Origin of the sequence: Nostoc sp. LEGE 12447, from assembly GCF_015206985.1 — a bacterium.
Classification (GTDB): domain Bacteria; phylum Cyanobacteriota; class Cyanobacteriia; order Cyanobacteriales; family Nostocaceae; genus Nostoc.
In genome coordinates this window covers 361,400-380,958 of sequence record NZ_JADEXT010000003.1, presented here as the reverse complement: position 1 = coordinate 380,958, position 19,559 = coordinate 361,400, and the positions used below count along the sequence as shown (strand labels likewise).

The 19,559-nt window shown below is 42.8% G+C and carries 19 protein-coding genes and 1 tRNA gene; 5 read left to right on the top strand and 15 right to left on the bottom strand.

The features are described 5' to 3' along the window. Positions 1–23: 23 nt before the first annotated feature. Positions 24–788, bottom strand: a complete 765-nt coding sequence (locus IQ274_RS06280) for a DeoR/GlpR family DNA-binding transcription regulator (RefSeq protein WP_194141717.1) — start codon at positions 786–788, stop codon at positions 24–26. Positions 789–915: 127 nt separating this feature from the next. Then, positions 916–1,074, bottom strand: coding sequence for a hypothetical protein (locus IQ274_RS06275; protein WP_194141716.1), 159 nt, complete (start codon positions 1,072–1,074; stop codon positions 916–918). Between the two features lie 10 nt (positions 1,075–1,084). On the opposite strand from IQ274_RS06275, the gene IQ274_RS06270 reads away from it, so the two are divergent. Then, positions 1,085–3,004, top strand: a complete 1,920-nt coding sequence (locus IQ274_RS06270) for a transketolase C-terminal domain-containing protein (protein WP_194141715.1) — start codon at positions 1,085–1,087, stop codon at positions 3,002–3,004. Between the two features lie 87 nt (positions 3,005–3,091). Here IQ274_RS06270 and IQ274_RS06265 read toward each other — a convergent pair whose 3' ends face one another. The 6 genes from IQ274_RS06265 to IQ274_RS06240 all read right to left on the bottom strand — a co-directional run bounded on the left by IQ274_RS06265 (position 3,092) and on the right by IQ274_RS06240 (position 10,153). Continuing rightward, positions 3,092–3,931 carry an AMIN domain-containing protein gene (locus IQ274_RS06265; RefSeq protein WP_194141714.1) on the bottom strand — a complete coding sequence of 280 codons (840 nt, stop codon included), beginning with the start codon at positions 3,929–3,931 and terminating at the stop codon, positions 3,092–3,094. A gap of 106 nt (positions 3,932–4,037) precedes the next feature. Then, positions 4,038–4,520 (bottom strand): hypothetical protein, encoded by a 483-nt coding sequence (locus IQ274_RS06260; RefSeq protein WP_194141713.1) that lies wholly within the window; start codon positions 4,518–4,520, stop codon positions 4,038–4,040. Between the two features lie 4 nt (positions 4,521–4,524). Then, a complete protein-coding gene (locus tag IQ274_RS06255) occupies positions 4,525–6,735 on the bottom strand; it encodes a cation:proton antiporter (RefSeq protein ID WP_194141712.1) in 2,211 nt (736 codons plus the stop codon). A gap of 357 nt (positions 6,736–7,092) precedes the next feature. Beyond that, positions 7,093–8,382 carry a cation:proton antiporter gene (locus IQ274_RS06250; RefSeq protein WP_190935511.1) on the bottom strand — a complete coding sequence of 430 codons (1,290 nt, stop codon included), beginning with the start codon at positions 8,380–8,382 and terminating at the stop codon, positions 7,093–7,095. A gap of 410 nt (positions 8,383–8,792) precedes the next feature. Further along, complete coding sequence (locus IQ274_RS06245; protein WP_194141711.1) at positions 8,793–9,227, bottom strand: hypothetical protein; 435 nt, start codon at positions 9,225–9,227, stop codon at positions 8,793–8,795. Between the two features lie 179 nt (positions 9,228–9,406). Further along, complete coding sequence (locus tag IQ274_RS06240) at positions 9,407–10,153, bottom strand: GDSL-type esterase/lipase family protein (protein WP_194141710.1); 747 nt, start codon at positions 10,151–10,153, stop codon at positions 9,407–9,409. A gap of 244 nt (positions 10,154–10,397) precedes the next feature. On the opposite strand from IQ274_RS06240, the gene IQ274_RS06235 reads away from it, so the two are divergent. Further along, positions 10,398–10,538 (top strand): hypothetical protein, encoded by a 141-nt coding sequence (locus IQ274_RS06235; RefSeq protein WP_163927921.1) that lies wholly within the window; start codon positions 10,398–10,400, stop codon positions 10,536–10,538. Between the two features lie 149 nt (positions 10,539–10,687). Here the strand turns inward: IQ274_RS06235 and IQ274_RS06230 are convergent. The 3 genes from IQ274_RS06230 to hisF form a co-directional block, all read right to left on the bottom strand. After that, positions 10,688–10,760 (bottom strand) — tRNA-Ala (locus tag IQ274_RS06230). Between the two features lie 93 nt (positions 10,761–10,853). Next, positions 10,854–11,048: a hypothetical protein gene (locus tag IQ274_RS06225; protein WP_012410736.1), complete on the bottom strand. Its 195-nt coding sequence runs from the start codon at positions 11,046–11,048 to the stop codon at positions 10,854–10,856. A 99-nt stretch (positions 11,049–11,147) separates the two neighbouring features. Continuing rightward, positions 11,148–11,921: an imidazole glycerol phosphate synthase subunit HisF gene (hisF, locus tag IQ274_RS06220; protein ID WP_114081963.1), complete on the bottom strand. Its 774-nt coding sequence runs from the start codon at positions 11,919–11,921 to the stop codon at positions 11,148–11,150. Positions 11,922–12,166: 245 nt separating this feature from the next. Between hisF and ruvB the strand changes: the two genes are divergently transcribed. Both ruvB and IQ274_RS06210 read left to right on the top strand, forming a co-directional pair. After that, positions 12,167–13,267: a Holliday junction branch migration DNA helicase RuvB gene (gene ruvB / locus IQ274_RS06215; protein ID WP_190935508.1), complete on the top strand. Its 1,101-nt coding sequence runs from the start codon at positions 12,167–12,169 to the stop codon at positions 13,265–13,267. A gap of 145 nt (positions 13,268–13,412) precedes the next feature. After that, entirely contained in the window at positions 13,413–14,216 is an 804-nt protein-coding gene (locus tag IQ274_RS06210) for a tetratricopeptide repeat protein (protein WP_194141709.1), read from the top strand. A gap of 58 nt (positions 14,217–14,274) precedes the next feature. On the opposite strand, the gene IQ274_RS06205 is transcribed toward IQ274_RS06210, so the two are convergent. From IQ274_RS06205 to IQ274_RS06195, 3 genes are all read right to left on the bottom strand, one after another. Beyond that, on the bottom strand, positions 14,275–15,663 hold the full coding sequence (locus IQ274_RS06205) for a cytochrome P450 (RefSeq protein WP_194141708.1): 1,389 nt from the start codon (positions 15,661–15,663) through the stop codon (positions 14,275–14,277). Positions 15,664–15,749: 86 nt separating this feature from the next. After that, positions 15,750–16,553, bottom strand: a complete 804-nt coding sequence (locus IQ274_RS06200; RefSeq protein ID WP_194141707.1) for a TIGR01548 family HAD-type hydrolase — start codon at positions 16,551–16,553, stop codon at positions 15,750–15,752. Between the two features lie 137 nt (positions 16,554–16,690). After that, a complete protein-coding gene (locus IQ274_RS06195; protein WP_322745201.1) occupies positions 16,691–17,089 on the bottom strand; it encodes a DUF29 domain-containing protein in 399 nt (132 codons plus the stop codon). Between the two features lie 137 nt (positions 17,090–17,226). Here IQ274_RS06195 and IQ274_RS06190 point away from each other — a divergent pair, with 137 nt between their 5' ends. Next, positions 17,227–17,526, top strand: coding sequence for a 30S ribosomal protein PSRP-3 (locus tag IQ274_RS06190; RefSeq protein ID WP_094333099.1), 300 nt, complete (start codon positions 17,227–17,229; stop codon positions 17,524–17,526). 10 nt (positions 17,527–17,536) lie between these two features. On the opposite strand, the gene IQ274_RS06185 is transcribed toward IQ274_RS06190, so the two are convergent. Next, positions 17,537–19,456, bottom strand: a complete 1,920-nt coding sequence (locus tag IQ274_RS06185; protein WP_194141706.1) for a serine/threonine-protein kinase — start codon at positions 19,454–19,456, stop codon at positions 17,537–17,539. Between the last annotated feature and the right edge of the window lie 103 nt (positions 19,457–19,559).

The following is a 19,559-nucleotide window of genomic DNA, read 5'->3' as shown; positions in this document are numbered from 1 at the left end:
CGATCGCATTTGCCTTCATCAGATCATTCATGTTCATCACGTATAATGGTCAAACCTAAAGCTTTGTAGGCGCTCAACAAATTATTAGATACTGTAGGTGCTGTTACTAGGTAAGTCAGGGCATGAATTGACTCCACGAGATAAGGAGCAGCCGTGTCTAATTTTTCTGCTGTCACTAGTCCTACTACCTCGGCCGATCCAGCAATCATGGCTCGTTTGACGTGGGCTTCGTCTAGGTTAGGTACACTAATCCCAACTTCCGGATGTAAACTGCAAACTCCCAACATGCACAAATCTGCACGAATCATCCGTAAAGTCTCAATCGTGACAGTACCCACGTTCACCAAGGCTTTTTTGTAGAGTTGTCCACCTAACATCACAACCTCTATATGGGGATGTTCTGCTAAAGCAACTGCTATTGGCGGACTATTTGTGATGACTGTTGCGTGCAAATCTAGGGGCAAATGACGGGTTACTTGGAGAGTTGTTGTACCTCCATCTAAAATCACCACCTGTCCCGTACAAACTAATTTTGCTGCTGTCCGAGCGATCGCTTCCTTTTCTTTTGGTGCTTGCTTTTGGCGATCGGCATAACTGGCGGTGGCTGGAGATTTGAGGAGCGCTCCCCCATGAACGCGTTGCAATAGTCCGGTTTGTGCCAGTTCTCGCAAATCCCGCCGAATTGTATCCTCAGAAACCTTTAGAACAGCACTAAGCTCTGTCGAAAGTACCTTTTTATCACGACGCAGAATTTCTAAGATGAATTGTCGTCGTTCAGCAGTTAGCATAATTAATTTTCCTGAAATTGCGTTTTTGACCTTGAAATTGCGTGTTTGTGAGTTTATACTTATTGATATGCAAGTTTTTCTACGGTAATCCGTAACTTCAATTGAATTCAAGCACATTCATGCACAATCAAGTGTATTGGTTTTGGCTTTTGATGAAATTACACGGTTCCACAATGGTTTCGAGTGGTTGGCTTGAACTTGGATAATTGTTGCCCAATCGGGGTTTTAACAATTTTTTTTGTAGTGCGATCGCGCGTCCCATCTGTTCAAATTGTTTTTTATTCAATCAATAAACCATGACTACTATTAATACCCAATTTCCGATTGATCTCGGTGCTTACCAATTTTTAGCGCTCAATCCAGCAAATTCCAGCCTTACTGCCCAACAGCGAGAGACTCTCAAAGCGAATATTCAACTCTGCCGAGATGTGATCGTCTTTTTTACAGCAACTGGCGCTGCTAGCGGAGTGGGTGGTCATACTGGTGGGCCTTATGATACAGTGCCAGAGGTGATGATCCTTGATGCCTTTTTCCGGGGGGCATCAGAGCAATTTGTACCGATTTTCTTTGATGAAGCAGGACATCGAGTCGCCACCCAATATCTGATGGCAACGTTGCATGGTGACTTACCTGCCGAGCAACTTTTACATTATCGGCAAGCACATTCCCATTTACCAGGACACCCCGAATTAGGGCTAACTCCTGGTGTGAAATTTAGTTCTGGCCGCCTGGGCCATGTTTGGCCTTACATCAATGGTGTTGCAATGGCGAATCCAGGCAAAGCTGTTTTCTGTCTCGGTTCTGATGGATCGCAACAAGAAGGCAACGATGCTGAAGCTGCTCGCTTGGCTGTTGCTCAACATCTGAATGTCAAACTAATTATTGATGACAATGATGTAACGATCGCTGGACATCCTTCTAAATATTTACCTGGTTTCAGCGTCGCCAAAACCTTAGAAGGCCACGGGTTGAAAGTACTTCAGGGAGACGGCGAAGACTTAGACGATTTATACCATCGCCTTTGTGAGGCTGTGAATACTCCCGGCGCGATCGCTATTATCAATAAACGCCCGATGTGTCCTGGTATTGAAGGTTTAGAAGGCTCCACTCATGGTCATGATGTAATTTCTGTAGATTTAGCAGTTAAGTATTTAGAATCTCGTGGACAAACTGCGGCTGTCGAATACCTTAAAAGTATTGAGAAACCCAAGCAAACATATACATTTCTGGGTTCCAGTGACAAATGGGGCGCTAACCGCAATGTCTTTGGTGAAGCCGTGGTGGGTGTCCTTAGTCGCATGAGTGAGGCGGAGCGTAAAGAAAAAATTAAGGTCATTGATAGTGACCTAGAAGGCTCCTGCGGTTTGAAGAAAATTCACGATACATACCCGGAAATATTTATTCCCTCCGGCATAATGGAACGGGGTAACTTTTCTGCTGCGGCTGGATTCGGGATGCAGAAGGGCAAGCAAGGTATTTTTGCCACCTTCAGCGCCTTCTTAGAAATGTGTATCTCAGAAATTACAATGGCACGGCTGAACTATTCCAATGTTCTGTGTCACTTTTCTCATGCGGGTATAGATGACATGGCAGATAACACCTGCCACTTCGGTTTGAACAATATGTTTGCGGACAATGGCTTGGATGATGGCTACCAAACACAGTTGTATTTCCCAGCAGATGTCAATCAAATGACAGCTTGTGTAGAAGCCATATTCTTTGAGCCTGGACTGCGGTTTATTTTCTCCACCCGTTCCAAAGTCCCCAATATTCAAGACAGCAACGGCAATGACTTATTTGGAAGTGGCTACAAATTTGTTCCCGGTAAAGATGAGATTGTACGAGAGGGAACGCAAGGTTATATCATCAGTTTTGGCGATGCTCTCTACCGTGCCGTTGATGCTGTAGAGCGTCTTAAGCAAGAAGGGTTAGACGTTGGTTTAATTAACAAACCAACTTTAAACGTTATTGATGAAGAAATGATTACCAAAGTTGGTAACGCTCCTTTTGTCCTTGTAGTAGAAGCTTTCAATCGGCGGACAGGCCTAGGCAGCCGTTTTGGTTCTTGGCTGCTAGAGCGGGGTTTGACTCCCAAATATGCCCATCTTGGAACTCATAAAGAAGGTTGCGGTGGTTTGTGGGAACAGTACCCATATCAAGGTATCGATCCAGTAAGCATTATCAACAAGGTGAAGGAGTTAGTTAGAGGACAGTAATAGCTAGAAGCACAACATTATTAGGGCATGGCGCATAGTAGATGGGCATTGGTTCGATTTTCCATGCCCAATGTCCAATGCCAATTTTTATTTAGTTTTGGGTAAAGGTTGACCAAACTCGATTACCTGGGGATTGGAAACATTGGGGATTGTTGGAACTGGAAATTCTGACGTAACAGAAGGAGGAATGCTATTTAAGTTACTGGGTTGATTTGGGAAAGAAGGAGGGGGAAGAATCAAAGCAGGTTGTTGAGAGGCTGTATTCGGATTTAGGGGAGGTACGGTGACAAAAGGCTGCCCTGAGTTATTGGTAATTGTTGTGGGCAGGTCATTTGATATAGGCGGAACTGTGAGTAAGGGTGCTTGTAAATTAGTAGTAGTTACAGGTAGGTTACTAGGCGGCTGTGACTTATATGGTGTTTGAGTTTGTTTCTTGGGTGAAGATGCTGAGTTTCCTGGTTTTGCGGCGGTAGTTTTACCAGAACTAACCGGACGTAATACCCAGCGAGTGGAGTTTTTTCGGGAAACTGGTTGCAGTTGTACCTGTTTAGGATTAAAAGCAGTCCCTGGTGCTAAATCTAAGACAATGCGTGTGTCATTTGCATTCAGTTGAGAAACGCGAATGCTTTTGATTGCTCCAGAATAATTTTGTTGCGTCGTAACTTTGCCCAACTTGGTATTCGGTAAATCTACAACAAGCCGAGAGGGTTGGGCTAAGTAGAAATAACGGGGGGTTGTGCCTGCTGAAAGGTTAATTTCGAGTTGCTGTGTTTTTGGGGAAAAACGCCAATTATCTAGCTTTGCTACTGGTGTAGCAGCAGTAGTACAAGTTTCAAGGGCGATCGCTGCACAAAAGCCCAATAGACTGATGTTAAATAGCTGCTTGCGCCATTGGCAAAATTGCCTAGTCTTTAGTCCCTGATCCATTCTTTTTATCTGCTCCATAAAACCCATACAATGCGCTCACATTGCTGTTTACTTGGTGCTTTAAATCCCTAGACGCGATTAATCGCGTCTCTACCCCACCCCCAATTCAATTAGCTTTTTCGGGCACAGCAGTAAATTTTAGAGTTTGTGGAATGCCATTTACGCTTAATTGACCTGTCATATTACCTTTATCCACAAGTTGCATTTGAATTATCACTGAATTCAGAGGATCGTTTTGAGGGCGAGGAAGATTACAAAGGATTGATCTACCAACTTTTCCAGATAAATTTAACTGTTGATTTCTGAAGATGCCTGCCAGAGAGTGCTTTTCGTCAGTATCGGCGTTAGCGTTTGCCGGTAATACAGAGGCATTTAAGTAAATACCCGACTGCTGAATGTTTAACGTTAGAGTATCCGATTTTTCACAGTTCGGCAAATTCTCTGACAGAGTTAGACGATACCTACCGTTCACTGGTGGAGGAGCCTTAAGATTGTTTTCCCCGTAAACGCTTACAGTTTTAAACAACAGTAGTACTGAAGTTATTGCTACACCGTAAAAAGCCAAAGATTTGAACTTGAAATGATTCATAATTTCAATTCCTCAATGTTGGCTCTTGACTACTAACTTCAGGCAGCATAGAGGCAAGATGAGCGGTAACTTGACTGTAGCGGCGGGTAATCAGCAGGGAAGAACGACATTGGATAGCTAGTTGATCTGTATATCTTCCCAAGGTTTGGCGTTCGATACCCCAAGTGCGGCTGGTGCCAGCAATAGTTAAGTCAACTCCTTCTGAGGCTTGAATTACAGCTTGGATTGGTTCTGAGGCTTCGACAATTTTAATTTCAATGCGATCGCGTACACTGGTGGGTAATTGCTCCATCATCGTGTGCAGTTCGTAACTCAATTCTTCTCTAGTGTGATTTGCTGCTATTTGTAATATTTGCAACATACAAGTCTCACGATTGATTAGCAGTCTTAGAGCTAGTATTAGTGCTAAATCATCATGGATATTTGCAGAATAAGGTACAAGTAGACTTTCTAATCGCTCTTTGCCTTTGTCTACAAATACTGCTACATCTACTGGGGCGGTGGTGAGTATTTGTCCGACTCGTCCACCTAAACGATTACTACTAAAAGCTGGCCGATGCCAGCCTACGAGAATTAAATCAACTTGTTCTAATGTGGCAATCTGTGCTGTTTCGCGGGCAACGTTGCTGGAGATGCGAACGATAGGATGCACACAAGAACGAGTTTCTGGCGGTTCGAGAGTATTAATTAATTCTTCTAGTTGGTGGCGGCGCTGGGCGATTAATCGGTCTGCTTCAACTGGGGTACTTTCAAAGGCATAGTCTTCTTGAAATTCAATCAAGCTAAGGGGGTTAACAACGGCAGGATATCGGTAACTCAGAGCAACACCGACGGCGGGCTGTGCCAAGGCTACTGCCAACTGTACTAAACCTTTTTGGCTACTTGGATTAGCCACTGGCACCAAAATTCGGAAAGGATGAGGGTAAGTTTCATCTCCAGCAGAGGTGTCTATACCTGTTTCTGCTTCCAACTCCGGTTCCACCATATCTAACCTGATCAGCTTCTTCGGATATGTCCATTCCAGCAATGGCGAGGTCATGAATGTAGTTACCAATGCCATAATTACCAGCATGGTAAATATTAAAGGGGAAATTACCCCTAACTCTAAACCAATATTTAGCACTATCAGTTCGGTTAAACCGCGAGTATTCATTAACCAACCGAGTGCCGAGGCTTCCCGTTTACTAATGCCACTGACACGGGCTGCGACATAAGTGCCAACATATTTGCCTGCGATCGCTACTCCTAAAACCAACGCACACAAAAGCCACAATTCTGGACGGTTGAGCAAACCAATCTGTGTCTTTAAGCCACTGTAGGCAAAAAATATGGGCAGCAAGAATATCAAAACAAAATCTTCGGTTTTTATTGCCAATTCCCGCACTAAATCTTCATTTTTGGGCATTGCTGCTCCCAGCAAAAATGCCCCAAAAATTAAGTGAATACCAATTAGTTCGGTAATTAATGCCGACGCAACCACAGCCATATAAATCCCTGCTAGCAGCAATTGGCTGAGTCGTCCCGCACGAAGGTAGTGTTTGGCAAGGCGTTGCAGGAACCAACGTCCCGCCGTCAACATCAAGCCGATGTAAACTATGCTGGCGATAATTGTGGGTATAGCACCAGCAAAGTCACCAGTTCGAGCAACTGCGATCGCTACTGCCAAGAGACACCAAGCTGTTACATCGTCTACGGCTGCACAAGTTAGCGCCAAGGTTCCTAAACGCGTTCCTTGTAAATTGTTTTCAGTAATGATTCGCGCCAACACTGGAAAGGCAGTAATCGACATTGCCGCCCCCAAAAACAAGGCAAAGGCGGTGAAGGATACACTTGCATTAGAAACTAGGGGGTAAAGAATCGCAGCTAGCAATGTTCCCAAGGAAAACGGCACTAAAATACTGACATGAGAAGTTAAAACAGCTACTTCTAATTGCCCACTAAGATATTTTGGATTTAGTTCTAGCCCAATCAGAAACATGAAAAATATTAGTCCCACCTGAGACAAAACATTTAAAAAAGGAATAGTTTCTGGTGGAAACAAGGTAACTGCTAAATGGGGGGCAACTAAACCAAATAAAGATGGGCCGAGCATAATTCCGGCAACAATCTCACCAATTACCAAAGGTTGCTTAATGGAACGGAATGCTAGCCCTACTAACCGTGAAAGTCCAATAATAATCAGTACTTCAACCAGAACGAGAATAACTATGTGCATGGTTTCCTCACAATTAACTATCTGGTTTCTCTAAGATGAATCTTTAAAGGGTCTGAAAATGTCAAGTTCATTAGATACAACCAAGATTAATTTGCACTTAGTTGTAATGTCAATTACTGAGAGGATGTACTTGAAGAGTTGAAAAATGAATTTTGATGATTTTAGGAGATAAATTTAGAATAACTGCCAAATTGCCAATACAAAAAAATGGATAATTGGAATTGGTTTCTTAGTATTCGTTAAAAGCGGGCACAAACAAATTAGCCGTCATAGCTTAGAGTCTAAGCGGATAATTTTACCCAACTCCTATGTAACTAATATCAGTTAATTGGTACTTAATTTTATATTTATCTTTGCTTAAGCAGAAGACTTATCATAGCTTGTACCATGCAATAAAAAGGCAATTAGTGGTGATGCCATGAGTGTAGTAATGACTGCCATAATAACCATTATAGTGAATAAAGTCGGGGTAATTATACCTTGTTCAAGACCAATATTAAGGATAATTAACTCCATCAAACCACGAGCATTCATAAGAGCGCCAATAGTTGCAGATTCACGCCAATTTTCCCCGGCTAACCTTGCAGCCAACATACAAGCGACACCTTTACCAAGAATTGCGATCGCAATAATTAACAGCGTAATTCCCCACAAAGTAGGCGTGTTTACCAATGCAATTTGAGTGTTCAGTCCAGAGAAGACAAAAAATATCGGTAGCAAAAAAGAAGTAGTTAAAAACTCAGTATATTGGCGAATTTGTTGGGCGAATTCTCCGCGTGGTGTTACTGCTCCCAGCACGAAAGCACCGAATATTGCATAGATGCCTGTAATATCGGTAAACCATGCACAAAACATCAAAATTATCAACATCAAAGTCAGAGTTTGTCTGTTCACACCTGCATCGCGTTTTGTCATCCGTGTGAACGCTCTCAGTAGAGGTTGACCAAGAAAAATTGCAAATAGCACGTAGCAAATGCCACCACCAATTGCTAATATGGCAATGTTCAAAGAATTTTTCACGCTAGCAAGGACGATCGCTAGCAAACACCAAGCAACTCCATCATCTACCGATGCTGCACCTAAAGCTAAAGTACCGAAGCGGGTTTGTGCAAGACCGCGTTCGTAAAGAATCCGAGCTAACATGGGAAATGCTGTGATTGTCATCGACGCACCTAGATACAAAGCGGCTGACCAAGGTGTTACCTTTGGTTGAAAGAAATCGCCATTGTGATAAAACCAAAAAGATGCGATCGCTCCTAAAATAAAAGGAGTGATAATTCCAGCAGCAGATAGCAGACTTGCACTTTTGATATGATGTTTTAAGAGTTTAGTGTTGAACTCTAAACCAATCAAAAACATATAAATTACCAACCCAATCTGGCTGATAGCATATAAAATCGACATGGATGGATTGGGTATCTTGAGTCCTACAGCCGTGATGATGGGAAGCTTAGGAAAAAGCCATTGCTGAAAATCCGGTGCAATCAATCCCAAAAGTGATGGCCCTAGCATTACACCTGCAATCATTTCGCAAACAACATCGGTTTGACCAAGATAGCGCCGTCCTAAAATCGTGACGATGCGACAAGTGACTAGAATAACTGTAAGTTGCAAAAATAGCTGAATAACCAGATCAAAATTTGACATTGCACTTCCTTAATATGCGTCTCTGCATTGAAAAATCTTTTCAGACTCCAAAGCTTGTCCTGTTTTTCTCATAGATGACTACATCAGCACAAGTGCTAATTTTAGAAATATTAAGATAGCTGCTTTTAATTTGATAGCAACTGCCCTATTGTTCGTAAAAACGGATACAACTTTGTATCAATACAACATATTGCATCCAAACTGAAACCGCCACATACAGCAGATTGCAACTTTATAAGGTACAGATGATTTTAAGGGCACAGCAGTACTGTGCCACTATCTGTGTACTTCATTTACCTGAAAAACGCTGTATTAGTTAATTTTTACAAACCGATGTATTTGCATAACAATAACATTTATGCAATAACTCTCTAAAACTCTTATTCCTTCTCTACAAGACCCTATGCAATTTACAACCACTCACCACCCCGAAAACGCCAACGAAGGAAAATAATTCGCATTAGGCTTTGGGAACTAATAAAAACTGCTATCCACACGATGCTATAGTGCAGTAGAAAAACTGTTAACGGTAATTCTTCTTTCGGTAAAGGTATTGGTAAAAAGCCAAATAGTTTTACTCCACAGAACACAAATACTAATTCCCATATACCAGCTAAAAGTTGATAAGCTGCGGGCCAATCCCTGTCCCATCGGGATTTTTGGAGATAGTTATAAAGCACATCCCAGCCTAAGCCAAATATGGCTACATAAAGAAGTATCCAAAAATAAACCGAGTTAGCACCAGGGCCAATCCAACCCATTGCAAAAGGTAAGGATATAAATACACCCACAGTTGCAAGTAATAATAATCGAGTTTGCCAACGACCAAATAAAGTTGGTGTCATAGGAGTGCTGAGTGCTGAGTTAGGAGTTAGGAGTAATGAATAATATAGAGAAATTAGAGTTTTTATAGATAGATTTTGACTCGCTTTATTGAAAATTTAGTAAGATTGTGGTGCTTTTTGCAAAGATGGCAAATATGACAATCTTGGCTAATTTCAAAGCACCAACATATCTATATTAATTAGGATTGTTTAAGATGATAATTAAATTGAGAATGGTAAGCTGCATTGGCAAAGCCTACTGAATGTATTGCATCCCAATTTATCACATCTTCTAACAAAGCTTGATAACCGAGTGTATTGGGATGAAGACCATCTTCACTTAAACGTTTGAGCCGCCAATTTTCACCACGTTCCATCCATTGCTCAAAAATATCTAAATAGGGAATCTGGCGTTTGCTGCAAGCAAGTCGAGTTGCTTCTTTGTAGCGGTACTGATCGACATGATTATAGTAAAAACAATCTAAGAATGGCATCTTGGCTTCATCTACTGGCACCATGCCCACGAATAACACAGGACAGAGTTGCTGTGCTAAATCTAAAAGAGTTGCAATTTCTTTTTCAAACAATGTAAAATCTGTGTAACTGCGACCATCAGGACGCGCTAACCGCGCTGAGTCATTCACACCTACGGATAAAATAATCAAGTCGGGGACACGATTTCGCAGTTCACCTCGGTGTCGAAATTCTACTTCTAACCTTTGCGCTACTTGTTGCGTGCGATCGCCTCTTACCCCTAAATTATAAAGAACATGACCGGCACTATCCGGCAACATCCACCATCGCCGTAGTTGCTCGATCCAGCCTCCTTTTTCCGGGTCGCCGAATCCATAAATTAAGCTGTCCCCCAGTGCGACAATCTTCATTGACTGAAAGTGATTTGGTGGTACAGACAGCTGCATTGAGGAAGAAGCTAGAAATGTGTGCATTTAACAACTATATTTTATATCTTTACAAGATTCTATACATTTCTATACCATAGATGGCTATCTTTAATGTGCAAGCATCTATTTGTTGATATGGTTGCAAGGTTAATATTGCCGTAGTTGAGGGTCTGAGAGTCAAGTGTTGAGTTTAAAACTTGAAATGGCCGAGGCATCGCAATACGGTTCGGATAAGCATTTTTCACTTTCCTTGTGGTCTGGGTAAAGGGTAAGGGGTAAAGGGGAAAGAATGTATTCAAAACATGAGTCCCTTTCCCCTTTACCCTTTAACCAAACCGTATTGCGAGGCATCGCACAAATCATTGATACTGATGAATATGAAGTTGAGGAAGTACTAGAAAATTGGCTAGAGTTATTACAGCAAAAATGAATCGCCTCAGAAACTCTTCACAGTCTCTATCATTTCAACTTTCTCTCTATCATTTCAACTTTTGAGGCTGGCTAGGTAGACAGCAAATAAAACTCATAAAAAATTTCCCTAACCCTCTCAATTTACTAAGAAGATTAGGGACTTAAGAATGGAGCTAAGCGGATTCGAACCGCTGACCCCCTCAATGCCATTGAGGTGCGCTACCAACTGCGCTATAACCCCTTAAAATCCATTATACATAATCACTTAATTTTAGTACTTTGTCAAGCTTTTTATGAAAACTAAATTTTAAATATCTCGTCTACCACTAGACACTCACAGCGACACTTGCAACAAGTAGGTCATACAGTGCCCCATCAAAAAGTAAACTACTAACATGGCAGCAGCAGCCAGAGCAACCAATGTACCAGCCAACATGAGAGAAAATTCTTTACTCTCGTACGCTTTTTCCATTAAGTGCAGCGACCACGCTACCAAAGCTACATCAAAAAGTAAAATAGGAAGCAACATATTTTTTAATATTTGTTAATACTTGTAAAATAATATTAACACCCTTTTTAAGAAGTGTGTCTAACCTCAGATAGATGTCATTAACAGGTGATTTGTGGGTCAAGATAATGTTCTTACTGGCACATTGCGATCGCGCAAATAATTTTTGATTTCTGCTACGCTTAATTGCCCGTAATGTAATAGTGATGCCAGTAGTGCTGCTTCCGCTTTGCCTTCAGTTAGGGCTGTGTAAATATGTTCACAATTACCTGCACCACCAGAAGCAATTACTGGAATTTCTACAGCGTTTGCAATAGCCCGTGTAATCTCGATATCATATCCGGCTTGGGTTCCATCAGCATCCATACTTGTTACTAGAAGTTCTCCAGCACCGCGTTTCTCAACTTCCTGTGCCCACAATAGAGCATCTAAGCCTGTATTTTCCCTGCCACCCCGCACATACACATCCCAACCTGGATTTTCCGGGTTATTTCTGCGTCTGGCATCAATTGCAACAACTATGCACTGATTACCAAAGCGATCGCTTGCCCGATTAATCAAGTCGGGATCACGTACCGCCGCAGAATTAATACTAACCTTATCTGCGCCGGCTCGTAACAAAGCTTTAACATTTTCTAAGGATTGAATGCCACCACCCACAGTTAATGGAATAAAGACCTGTTCGGCAGTTCGGTAGACCACATCTAAAATAGTAGCTCGGTCTTCATGAGTAGCTGTAATATCCAGAAATACTAACTCATCAGCACCGGCTTCGTTGTAAACCTTGGCCAACTCTACCGGATCGCCTGCATCTTGGAGATTGACAAAGTTAACTCCTTTTACAACCCGTCCCGCCTTCACATCTAAGCACGGTAAGATTCTTTTAGATAACATAATAACTTTTGTACTTCTGGGTAATTGACCGGAATTTAAATTTTAAATTGGCGCGGGTATTTCCAAACGAAAATTTTCACGGGAATGGGGCATGGGGCATTGGGAATTGAAAAGAGGCAGAGGGGCGGGGTGCGAGGGGCAGAGGGGAAAACTATTTTCCCTTGCTCTGTGCTCCCTTACTCCCCTGCTCCCCTGCTCCCCTGCCTCCCCACTTTCTAGTCCCCTTAAAAGTTGATAGCTGAATTATGGCGATAATCTCATCGAAAAAACAGCCTCCAGAACCCAACGGAGAACCAAAGCAGCGTCGGGAGTCGGCGAAAGCACCATCCACAGAAAATATTTTGAAGCCTGAAGCTGCTATTGATGAACAAGAACAACAGGAAGAAGGTATTCGGCCGCACCGATTTGCCGATTACATTGGACAAAAAGATTTAAAGGATGTGCTAGATATTGCCATCAAAGCAGCCAAGTCTCGTGGTGAGGTGCTGGATCACTTACTGCTGTATGGGCCGCCAGGATTGGGCAAAACCACAATGGCAATGATTTTAGCATCGGAAATGGGGGTAAATTACAAAATTACCAGTGCGCCAGCCCTAGAACGTCCACGAGATATTGTTGGGCTACTGGTGAACATGAAGCCAGGGGATATCTTATTTGTGGATGAAATTCATCGCCTCTCGCGGATGACGGAAGAAATTCTGTATCCAGCAATGGAAGATTATCGCTTAGATATTACTATTGGTAAGGGTTCTAGCGCTCGGATCAGAAGTTTGCCTCTGTCAAAGTTTACCTTGGTGGGTGCTACAACTCGTGTCGGTGCTTTAACTTCACCACTGCGCGATCGCTTCGGTTTGATTCAAAAACTCCGATTTTACGAAGTTGACGAACTGACTAAGATTGTACTGCGAACCGCTCAATTACTCAAAACCCCTGTTACAGAAGATGGTGCCACAGAAATTGCCCGTCGTTCACGCGGAACGCCACGGATTGCAAATAGGCTACTAAAGCGAGTGCGTGATTATGCGGAAGTAAAAATATCTGGGGAGATTAATGAAAGTATCGCATCTGAAGCATTGCAACTATTCCAAGTAGATCCTTGCGGTTTAGATTGGACAGACCGCCAGATGCTTAGTGTGATAATTGAACAATTTAACGGCGGGCCAGTGGGGTTAGAAACAATGGCAGCAGCCACAGGTGAAGATACCCAAACAATTGAAGAGGTGTACGAACCTTACCTCATGCAAATTGGGTATTTAACTCGAACTCATCGCGGCAGGATGGCGACAAAGGCAGCATACAAGCATTTGGGATTTACGCCGCCTAATGAACAGTTGTCATTATTGTAATTATGGGGAATGGGGAATGGGGAATGGGAAATAGGGGATGAGTCTTTAATACTCGGCGACGAGTCTTTGAACTCCGTTAATGAGTCTTTTACCTCCACTCCTTTGCCCCATGCCCCATCTTCAAGATAAACACAGGTAAACCTAGATGATTAAGTTGATTAGTATTTTTCTCAGTTTGTTAATTCTGTTTGGCTGGGCTACTCCAGTCATGGCACAATCTCAACCACCCATTACTCAAGAACAGTTAAAACAAGGTGATGAGTGGGCAAATCAAGCCTTTGCAGCGACGAATCAAGGTGACTTTGCTACGGCTGAAACTTATTGGACAAAGATTATTGAGCAATTTCCCACTAATGCGGGGGCGTGGAGTAACCGGGGAAATTCGCGGGTGAGCCAGAATAAGTTACAAGAGGCGATCGCAGATTATAACAAAGCCATAGAACTAGCACCGAATGTCACCGATCCATATTTGAATCGGGGGGCGGCGTTGGAAGGAATGGGAAAATGGGACGATGCGATCGCAGATTATAATCATGTCTTAGAACTCGATCCTAACGATGCGATGGCGTATAACAATCGCGGCAATGCCAAAACAGGTTTAGGAAAATGGGAAGATGCGATCGCAGACTACAAAAAATCTAATGAGATAGCCCCAAATTTTGCCTTCGCCCGTGCTAACTACGCCCTCGCTCTTTATGAAACTGGTCAAAAAGAGCAAGCAATCCGTGAGATGCGAAATATCGCTCGTAAATACTCCAAGTTTGCTGATGTGCGTGCCGCCCTCACAGCTGCATATTGGGTAAATGGAGAACAAGGTGAAGCTGAAAGCAACTGGGTAGCAGCTTATGGACTTGATAGCCGCTACAAAGATATCGACTGGGTAAAAAATATCCGCCGTTGGCCTCCCAGCCTAGTTACAGCTTTGGATAAGTTCTTGAAAATCCAGTAATTAGCAGGTAAATAAAAGGGGAAGCGGAGCAATCGCTCCCACCTGATTCTGATACTTTTTACACTAAGTTAGTCTCAAGAACTCGCTGATTTTGCTGACGCTTTCCAGTTACCACCATTGGTACACCACCGCCTGGTGCTAACAGGAAGCTTTTCCGAACCGGCAGTACTGGCTTTGTATCACCTAGTTTCATTTGCCAATCAGATAGTACAGTTGCCAATACCAGTTTCATCTCAAACAGCGCAAATGCCATGCCAATACAGCGACGATTACCACCACCAAAGGGCAAATATTCAGATGGAGTAAATTGGTGTTCTAGAAAACGATCTGGCTGAAACTGCTTGGAATTGGGGTATAAATCTTCTCGATGATGGCTCAAATAAATACAAGGAACTAATATTGTACCAGGGTCAAATTTGTAGCCTGCAATTTCTAAAGGTGATTTAACCAATCGATTTACTCCCAACATCGCCACTGGATATAGGCGCATTGTTTCCGAACAAACCGCATTCAAATAAGGTAATCGGAAAATGGTGTTTGGGTCTTTGTTCTCACCCAAACTATCCAATTCTTGCACCAGTTTTTCACTGACTTCAGGCTGATGATGAATCCAGTACAGCGCCCATGCCAAAGAACTAGCCGTAGTTTCATGACCTGCAATCAACAAAGTCATCAATTCATCACGTAATTCCAAGTCTGTCATCGGCTCACCTGCTTCATCACGAGCCGCCATCATTAAAGACAGAATATCACTTCGAGACTCATCAGCAAGCGATCGCCTTTCTTGAATTTCAGCATAGATGAGATCATCCATTTCCTGTCGCAAACGTAGAAAACTTCCCCAAGGACTGCGAGGCCCTAAATCCTTTCGTAATAAGGGGAACAGGAGGAATATTGCCCGCAAAATAGGTCTTTTTGGATTCAGGATAGCAATTAGGATTTCTTTGAGTTTTTCATAACGAAGTCCGTCCTTTAGACCAAATACAGCCTTCAAAATCACCTGAAAGGAGATTTCTTGCATGGATGGCAAGACTGTAAAGCTTTCCCTGACTGGCCACTCGCTAGTTACTTGCTTGGTGATTTCACAGATTAAATCACCATAAGCCTGCATTCTTTCCCCATGTAGAGGAGGTGTCAGCAGTTTACGCTGGCGCTGGTGAGGTTTTCCTTCTAAGGATAGTAGAGAATTTGGCCCCAATAAAGGCGAGCCTGAACCTGCTGCTGCACCAGAATCTAACTGTTTTGGATCTGTGGTAAAAATCTGCTGAATCGCTTGAGGATTGCTAATAAAGACTTGAGGAGTAAAAACTGGGCCAATTCGGAGAGTGAACATATCACCATAGCTTTTAGCACAGTCTTCCATGTATTCCAATGGGTTAGTCAGCCATTGATACGTCTGTACCCAAGGGTGAGTTTGAGGGCCGTTAGGCAGTTTATGTGCAGACATTTTTATTTATCTCCCAATAATTGGAGCAAGATCGTTATCATCTAGTCATTCATCCACGCATAGCTGGATTAATCTTAGAACACAGATTAAATAGATGAACTCACTAATTCTTGAATCTGCCTTGGGGTTAATTCTTGTACATTACGCAAAACTACTGCTGCTCCTGCTGCTAGCAGTGTCTCACCATAAGCATCACTACGCGCTGCTGTTTCCTGTACATGGGGCGGTAAAACCCCTACACCAATCCAAGGGCGAGAAGAATCTAAACGCCGCGCTTTCTCGACGGTATACATATCTGCTACCGTATCCCCTACATACACGATCGCTAATTTTTGCTCAATTCCATTTTCTAATTCACGAACTATAGCGAAAAGCCCAGTGGGGTCGGGTTTTCCTGGTGCATCTTCCATCGCAATCAACACTGGAGATTCCAAACCCAAGCGTTTTTCTAATACGTAGTTAGCGGAAGCACGAGTTGCACCGCTAAAAAATCCCCAAGCAATCCCGGCTTGGGTAAGTTGTTCTAAATAGCTAGGTTGTAATAATAATGGTTCATTACAGATATACCCTGTAAAATTATTTGGATCTGAGCCTCGGTAACGGGATTGAAAAAAAGCAACGATCGCACTGTAATCTAGTTGCAGTTGTTCTCGGCTCTGTTTTTGGGTTTCAAAGTAGCGGTAAATTAATTCCTGCGATGCTTCCCAATCGTTATTCCACACGCCTTCAGACTTCAACTGGTCAATATCCAGTGGGGTTGGACGATATGCTTGGGTGGTAAAATATTCTACCGTATCTGCGATCGCACGGCGATAAGAACCGCTAACATCGCGCACAACACCATCAATATCGAAAACAATGATCGCTTTTGCAGAAGTTTGTTCACTCATGGGGTAGGAAGCAAAAGAGTTTTACCTCATCATAAAACGTGAGATCATGACTCGGGTAAAAAATCGGGGTCGAGGGCTTGCTCTGGCGTAAAGAGAGATTTTTCTGGGAAGATAGCGATGTCTACGACGGGCTACGCCTACGCTAATCCAGTTTCAATTACAGCCAGTCGTCTAGCCGTTTGATAGCTTTCATCGAAAACCTGATCAAAGTAAGGTTTCAAACTCGGACTTTCCTTGAACGCCTTTTGAACTCGTCTGCGGTGTTCCAAAATTGTGTACTGCCAACTTTTTGAGCGCCTTTCAGTTTGAATTTGATATTTGAGCAGATGCATCAGCAACATTTCCAGATTGCTCTCCAATGCCCGCTTTTCACTTCTGCCCATCGTTTCAATTTCTTCAATCAGGTTGTCTAAGTCCAGTTGTGTGAAATTCTTTTGCTTGAGCAGTTCTGCGGTGGTTTGAATCCACAGGTAAAAGTCTTGCTCATACAAATCTGAACCAGATGTTGTTTGAGATTGGGGCAGTTGAGCAGTCATAAGCATCTTTTGTTAACGCCGACTACACCTTATGCTCGCCCAATCCAATGACTGTTTGGTCATTTGATAGGGTATTGCGTTAAAATAAGCGATCGCTATCCTAGTTAAGTAATGCCCGGAAATTCCCGGAGGTGTGATTGACCAAGTTTATTTTGAAAATTTTGTGGTTAGACGAAAACGTTGCTCTCGCAGTGGATCAAGTTGTAGGCAAAGGTACCAGCCCTTTGACTAAGTACTTTTTTTGGCCCAGAAATGATGCCTGGGAAGAGTTAAAAAAGGAATTAGAATCCAAACATTGGATTACTGACCTGGATCGTGTCGAGTTGCTTAATAAAGCGACAGAAGTGATTAACTACTGGCAAGAGGAAGGCAGAAACCGTCCAATGGCCGAAGCTCAGTTGAAATTTCCAGAAGTTGCCTTCACAGGTAGCGCCTGATATTACAATATTAGCGATGTCTACGACGGGCTACGCCTACGCGCTGTTCTACAAGCTGCCACAGTTTGATAGTCTTGTCTCTGCTGCCACTTGCAATTAATTGTGTAACTTTGCTCACAGCAACAGCAGATACTGAGTCTATATGACCAGAGAGAGTAACAATCTCTTCTGCTGTGCTTACCCTCCAAAGTTTAACTGTTTTGTCGCAACTTGCACTTAGGAGTGTTTCGCCATCGGCAGTAAAAGCCACAGCCACCACAGACCAAGAATGGCCTACAAGTGTGCAAATTAGCTGACCTGTGTTTACCTCCCACAATTTAATAGTGTTATCATCACTACCCGTCGCCAAAATTTGACCATCAGGACTAAAAGCGACTGTCAAAACCGCCCATGCATGACCCGAAAGGGTGCTTAACAAGCTATAGCATGGGCGGTTTTGAATAAGGGGGAAGGGGGCAGGGGGAATGTCCTCTGCTGTTTGTGAGTGGTTTTTTAACTCAGAACTATTCATATCTTCCTGCTCCCGTTCGGCTACGCTCACGGCAAGCCTGCTCCCTACTCCCCTACCTCTTCCTAATGCAGGTATGTGCCACAGGCGAATTGTTCGGTCATAACTTGCGCTAGCTAAAAGCTGTCCTTGAGGACTAAATGCCACTGAATTTACTTGTAATTGATGTCCGGTTATGGTGCAAATTTCTTTGCCAGTATTGACATCCCAGAGCTTGATTGTCTTATCCCAGCTACCGCTAGCGAGAATCTGCCCATCTGGACTGAAAGCAACTGATTTTACGGCGTGTGAGTGTCCCAATAAAGTGCAGATTTCTTTTAATGTCTTAACCTCCCACAATTTGATCGTTTTATCGTCGCTAGCAGTTGCCAAAATTTTCCCATCTGGACTGAAGGCGACTGATTTTACCGCTTGGGAATGTCCTGATAAGCTAGCTAGGATTTTTTGAGTATTTAAATCCCACAATTTGATGTTTTTGTCATCACCACCACTGGCTAAAGTGTGACTGTCAGGATTGATGGCAAGGGTATTTACACTACTCAATGTCCCGGAATGCCCAGTTAGGGTGTGCAAGCATTGCCAAGGAGGATTTGGTAATTTCAAATTTTGAGTTTTACATTCCATACCCATTGCTTGCATAACTTCATCAGCCGATTGAAAGCGGCGGTTAACAGCATTTTGTAGCAGCTTGTCGAGGATTTGGGCCAGGCGATTGCTTACCTTACTAGTAAGATATTGTTGCCAAACCCAACAATCGTTAGCAATATCAAATAAATCAAAGGGAGGAATCTGGGTAAGTAAGTAAATACAAGTTACACCCAAGCTATATAAGTCACTAGCAAAAACTGCTTTTCCCTTTGTTTGTTCTGGTGCAGAATATTCTGGACTGGCAATAATAGTTTCAGATGTTAGCGGATCAATTTCTGTGACGATTTTCGCAGTGCTAAAATCGACTATAACGAAATCTCCCTTCTTGGTAATTGGGGATCTACGGATGATATTTTGGGGTTTAATATCGCGGTGGATGATGTTGCGTAGGCGTAGCCCGCCGCAGGCATCGCTAATAAACTGCAAAACTGGCAAAACATCTTCTAACAGTTGCCAAATCTGAGTTTCATTAAAAGCACCTTCTTCTTCAACCACCTGAGCTAAATTAGTGCCTGCAATAAACTCCTGCACTAAATAAAAATACCCGTTGTGCTGAAAATAAGCCAATAAAGCGGGAATTTGCGGATGCTTTCCTAATTCCTCTAGCTGTTGCGCCTTTTGCTGAAAATTTTTAAATGTCTCGTATTCCTGCGAGATTTCTTGAACAACGCAAGGAATTGGCGGAAACTGACCCTCATCTACAGCGAGAAAGGTTTTACAGAATCCCCCTTTACCAATTGATTTTAGTAAACGATAACGTTCTTGTAAAAACAAAATTTCCTACCAAAATTACAGGGTAGGCATCTTGCCTACCCAAAGTAAAATATAACCATTTTAAATTGCGTTTCTCGTAGGGTAGCAAAGCTGTGCTACCCCA

What these genes read in the sequence shown, in the direction of transcription:
- IQ274_RS06280 (WP_194141717.1), bottom strand. Translation starts at nt 788, where the DNA reads ATGCTAACTGCTGAACGACGACAATTCATCTTAGAAATTCTGCGTCGT.
- IQ274_RS06270 (WP_194141715.1), top strand. Translation starts at nt 1,085, where the DNA reads ATGACTACTATTAATACCCAATTTCCGATTGATCTCGGTGCTTACCAA.
- IQ274_RS06265 (WP_194141714.1), bottom strand. Translation starts at nt 3,931, where the DNA reads ATGGATCAGGGACTAAAGACTAGGCAATTTTGCCAATGGCGCAAGCAG.
- IQ274_RS06260 (WP_194141713.1), bottom strand. Translation starts at nt 4,520, where the DNA reads ATGAATCATTTCAAGTTCAAATCTTTGGCTTTTTACGGTGTAGCAATA.
- IQ274_RS06255 (WP_194141712.1), bottom strand. Translation starts at nt 6,735, where the DNA reads ATGCACATAGTTATTCTCGTTCTGGTTGAAGTACTGATTATTATTGGA.
- IQ274_RS06250 (WP_190935511.1), bottom strand. Translation starts at nt 8,382, where the DNA reads ATGTCAAATTTTGATCTGGTTATTCAGCTATTTTTGCAACTTACAGTT.
- IQ274_RS06245 (WP_194141711.1), bottom strand. Translation starts at nt 9,227, where the DNA reads ATGACACCAACTTTATTTGGTCGTTGGCAAACTCGATTATTATTACTT.
- IQ274_RS06240 (WP_194141710.1), bottom strand. Translation starts at nt 10,153, where the DNA reads ATGCACACATTTCTAGCTTCTTCCTCAATGCAGCTGTCTGTACCACCA.
- IQ274_RS06235 (WP_163927921.1), top strand. Translation starts at nt 10,398, where the DNA reads ATGTATTCAAAACATGAGTCCCTTTCCCCTTTACCCTTTAACCAAACC.
- IQ274_RS06225 (WP_012410736.1), bottom strand. Translation starts at nt 11,048, where the DNA reads ATGTTGCTTCCTATTTTACTTTTTGATGTAGCTTTGGTAGCGTGGTCG.
- hisF (WP_114081963.1), bottom strand. Translation starts at nt 11,921, where the DNA reads ATGTTATCTAAAAGAATCTTACCGTGCTTAGATGTGAAGGCGGGACGG.
- ruvB (WP_190935508.1), top strand. Translation starts at nt 12,167, where the DNA reads ATGGCGATAATCTCATCGAAAAAACAGCCTCCAGAACCCAACGGAGAA.
- IQ274_RS06210 (WP_194141709.1), top strand. Translation starts at nt 13,413, where the DNA reads ATGATTAAGTTGATTAGTATTTTTCTCAGTTTGTTAATTCTGTTTGGC.
- IQ274_RS06205 (WP_194141708.1), bottom strand. Translation starts at nt 15,663, where the DNA reads ATGTCTGCACATAAACTGCCTAACGGCCCTCAAACTCACCCTTGGGTA.
- IQ274_RS06200 (WP_194141707.1), bottom strand. Translation starts at nt 16,553, where the DNA reads ATGAGTGAACAAACTTCTGCAAAAGCGATCATTGTTTTCGATATTGAT.
- IQ274_RS06195 (WP_322745201.1), bottom strand. Translation starts at nt 17,089, where the DNA reads ATGACTGCTCAACTGCCCCAATCTCAAACAACATCTGGTTCAGATTTG.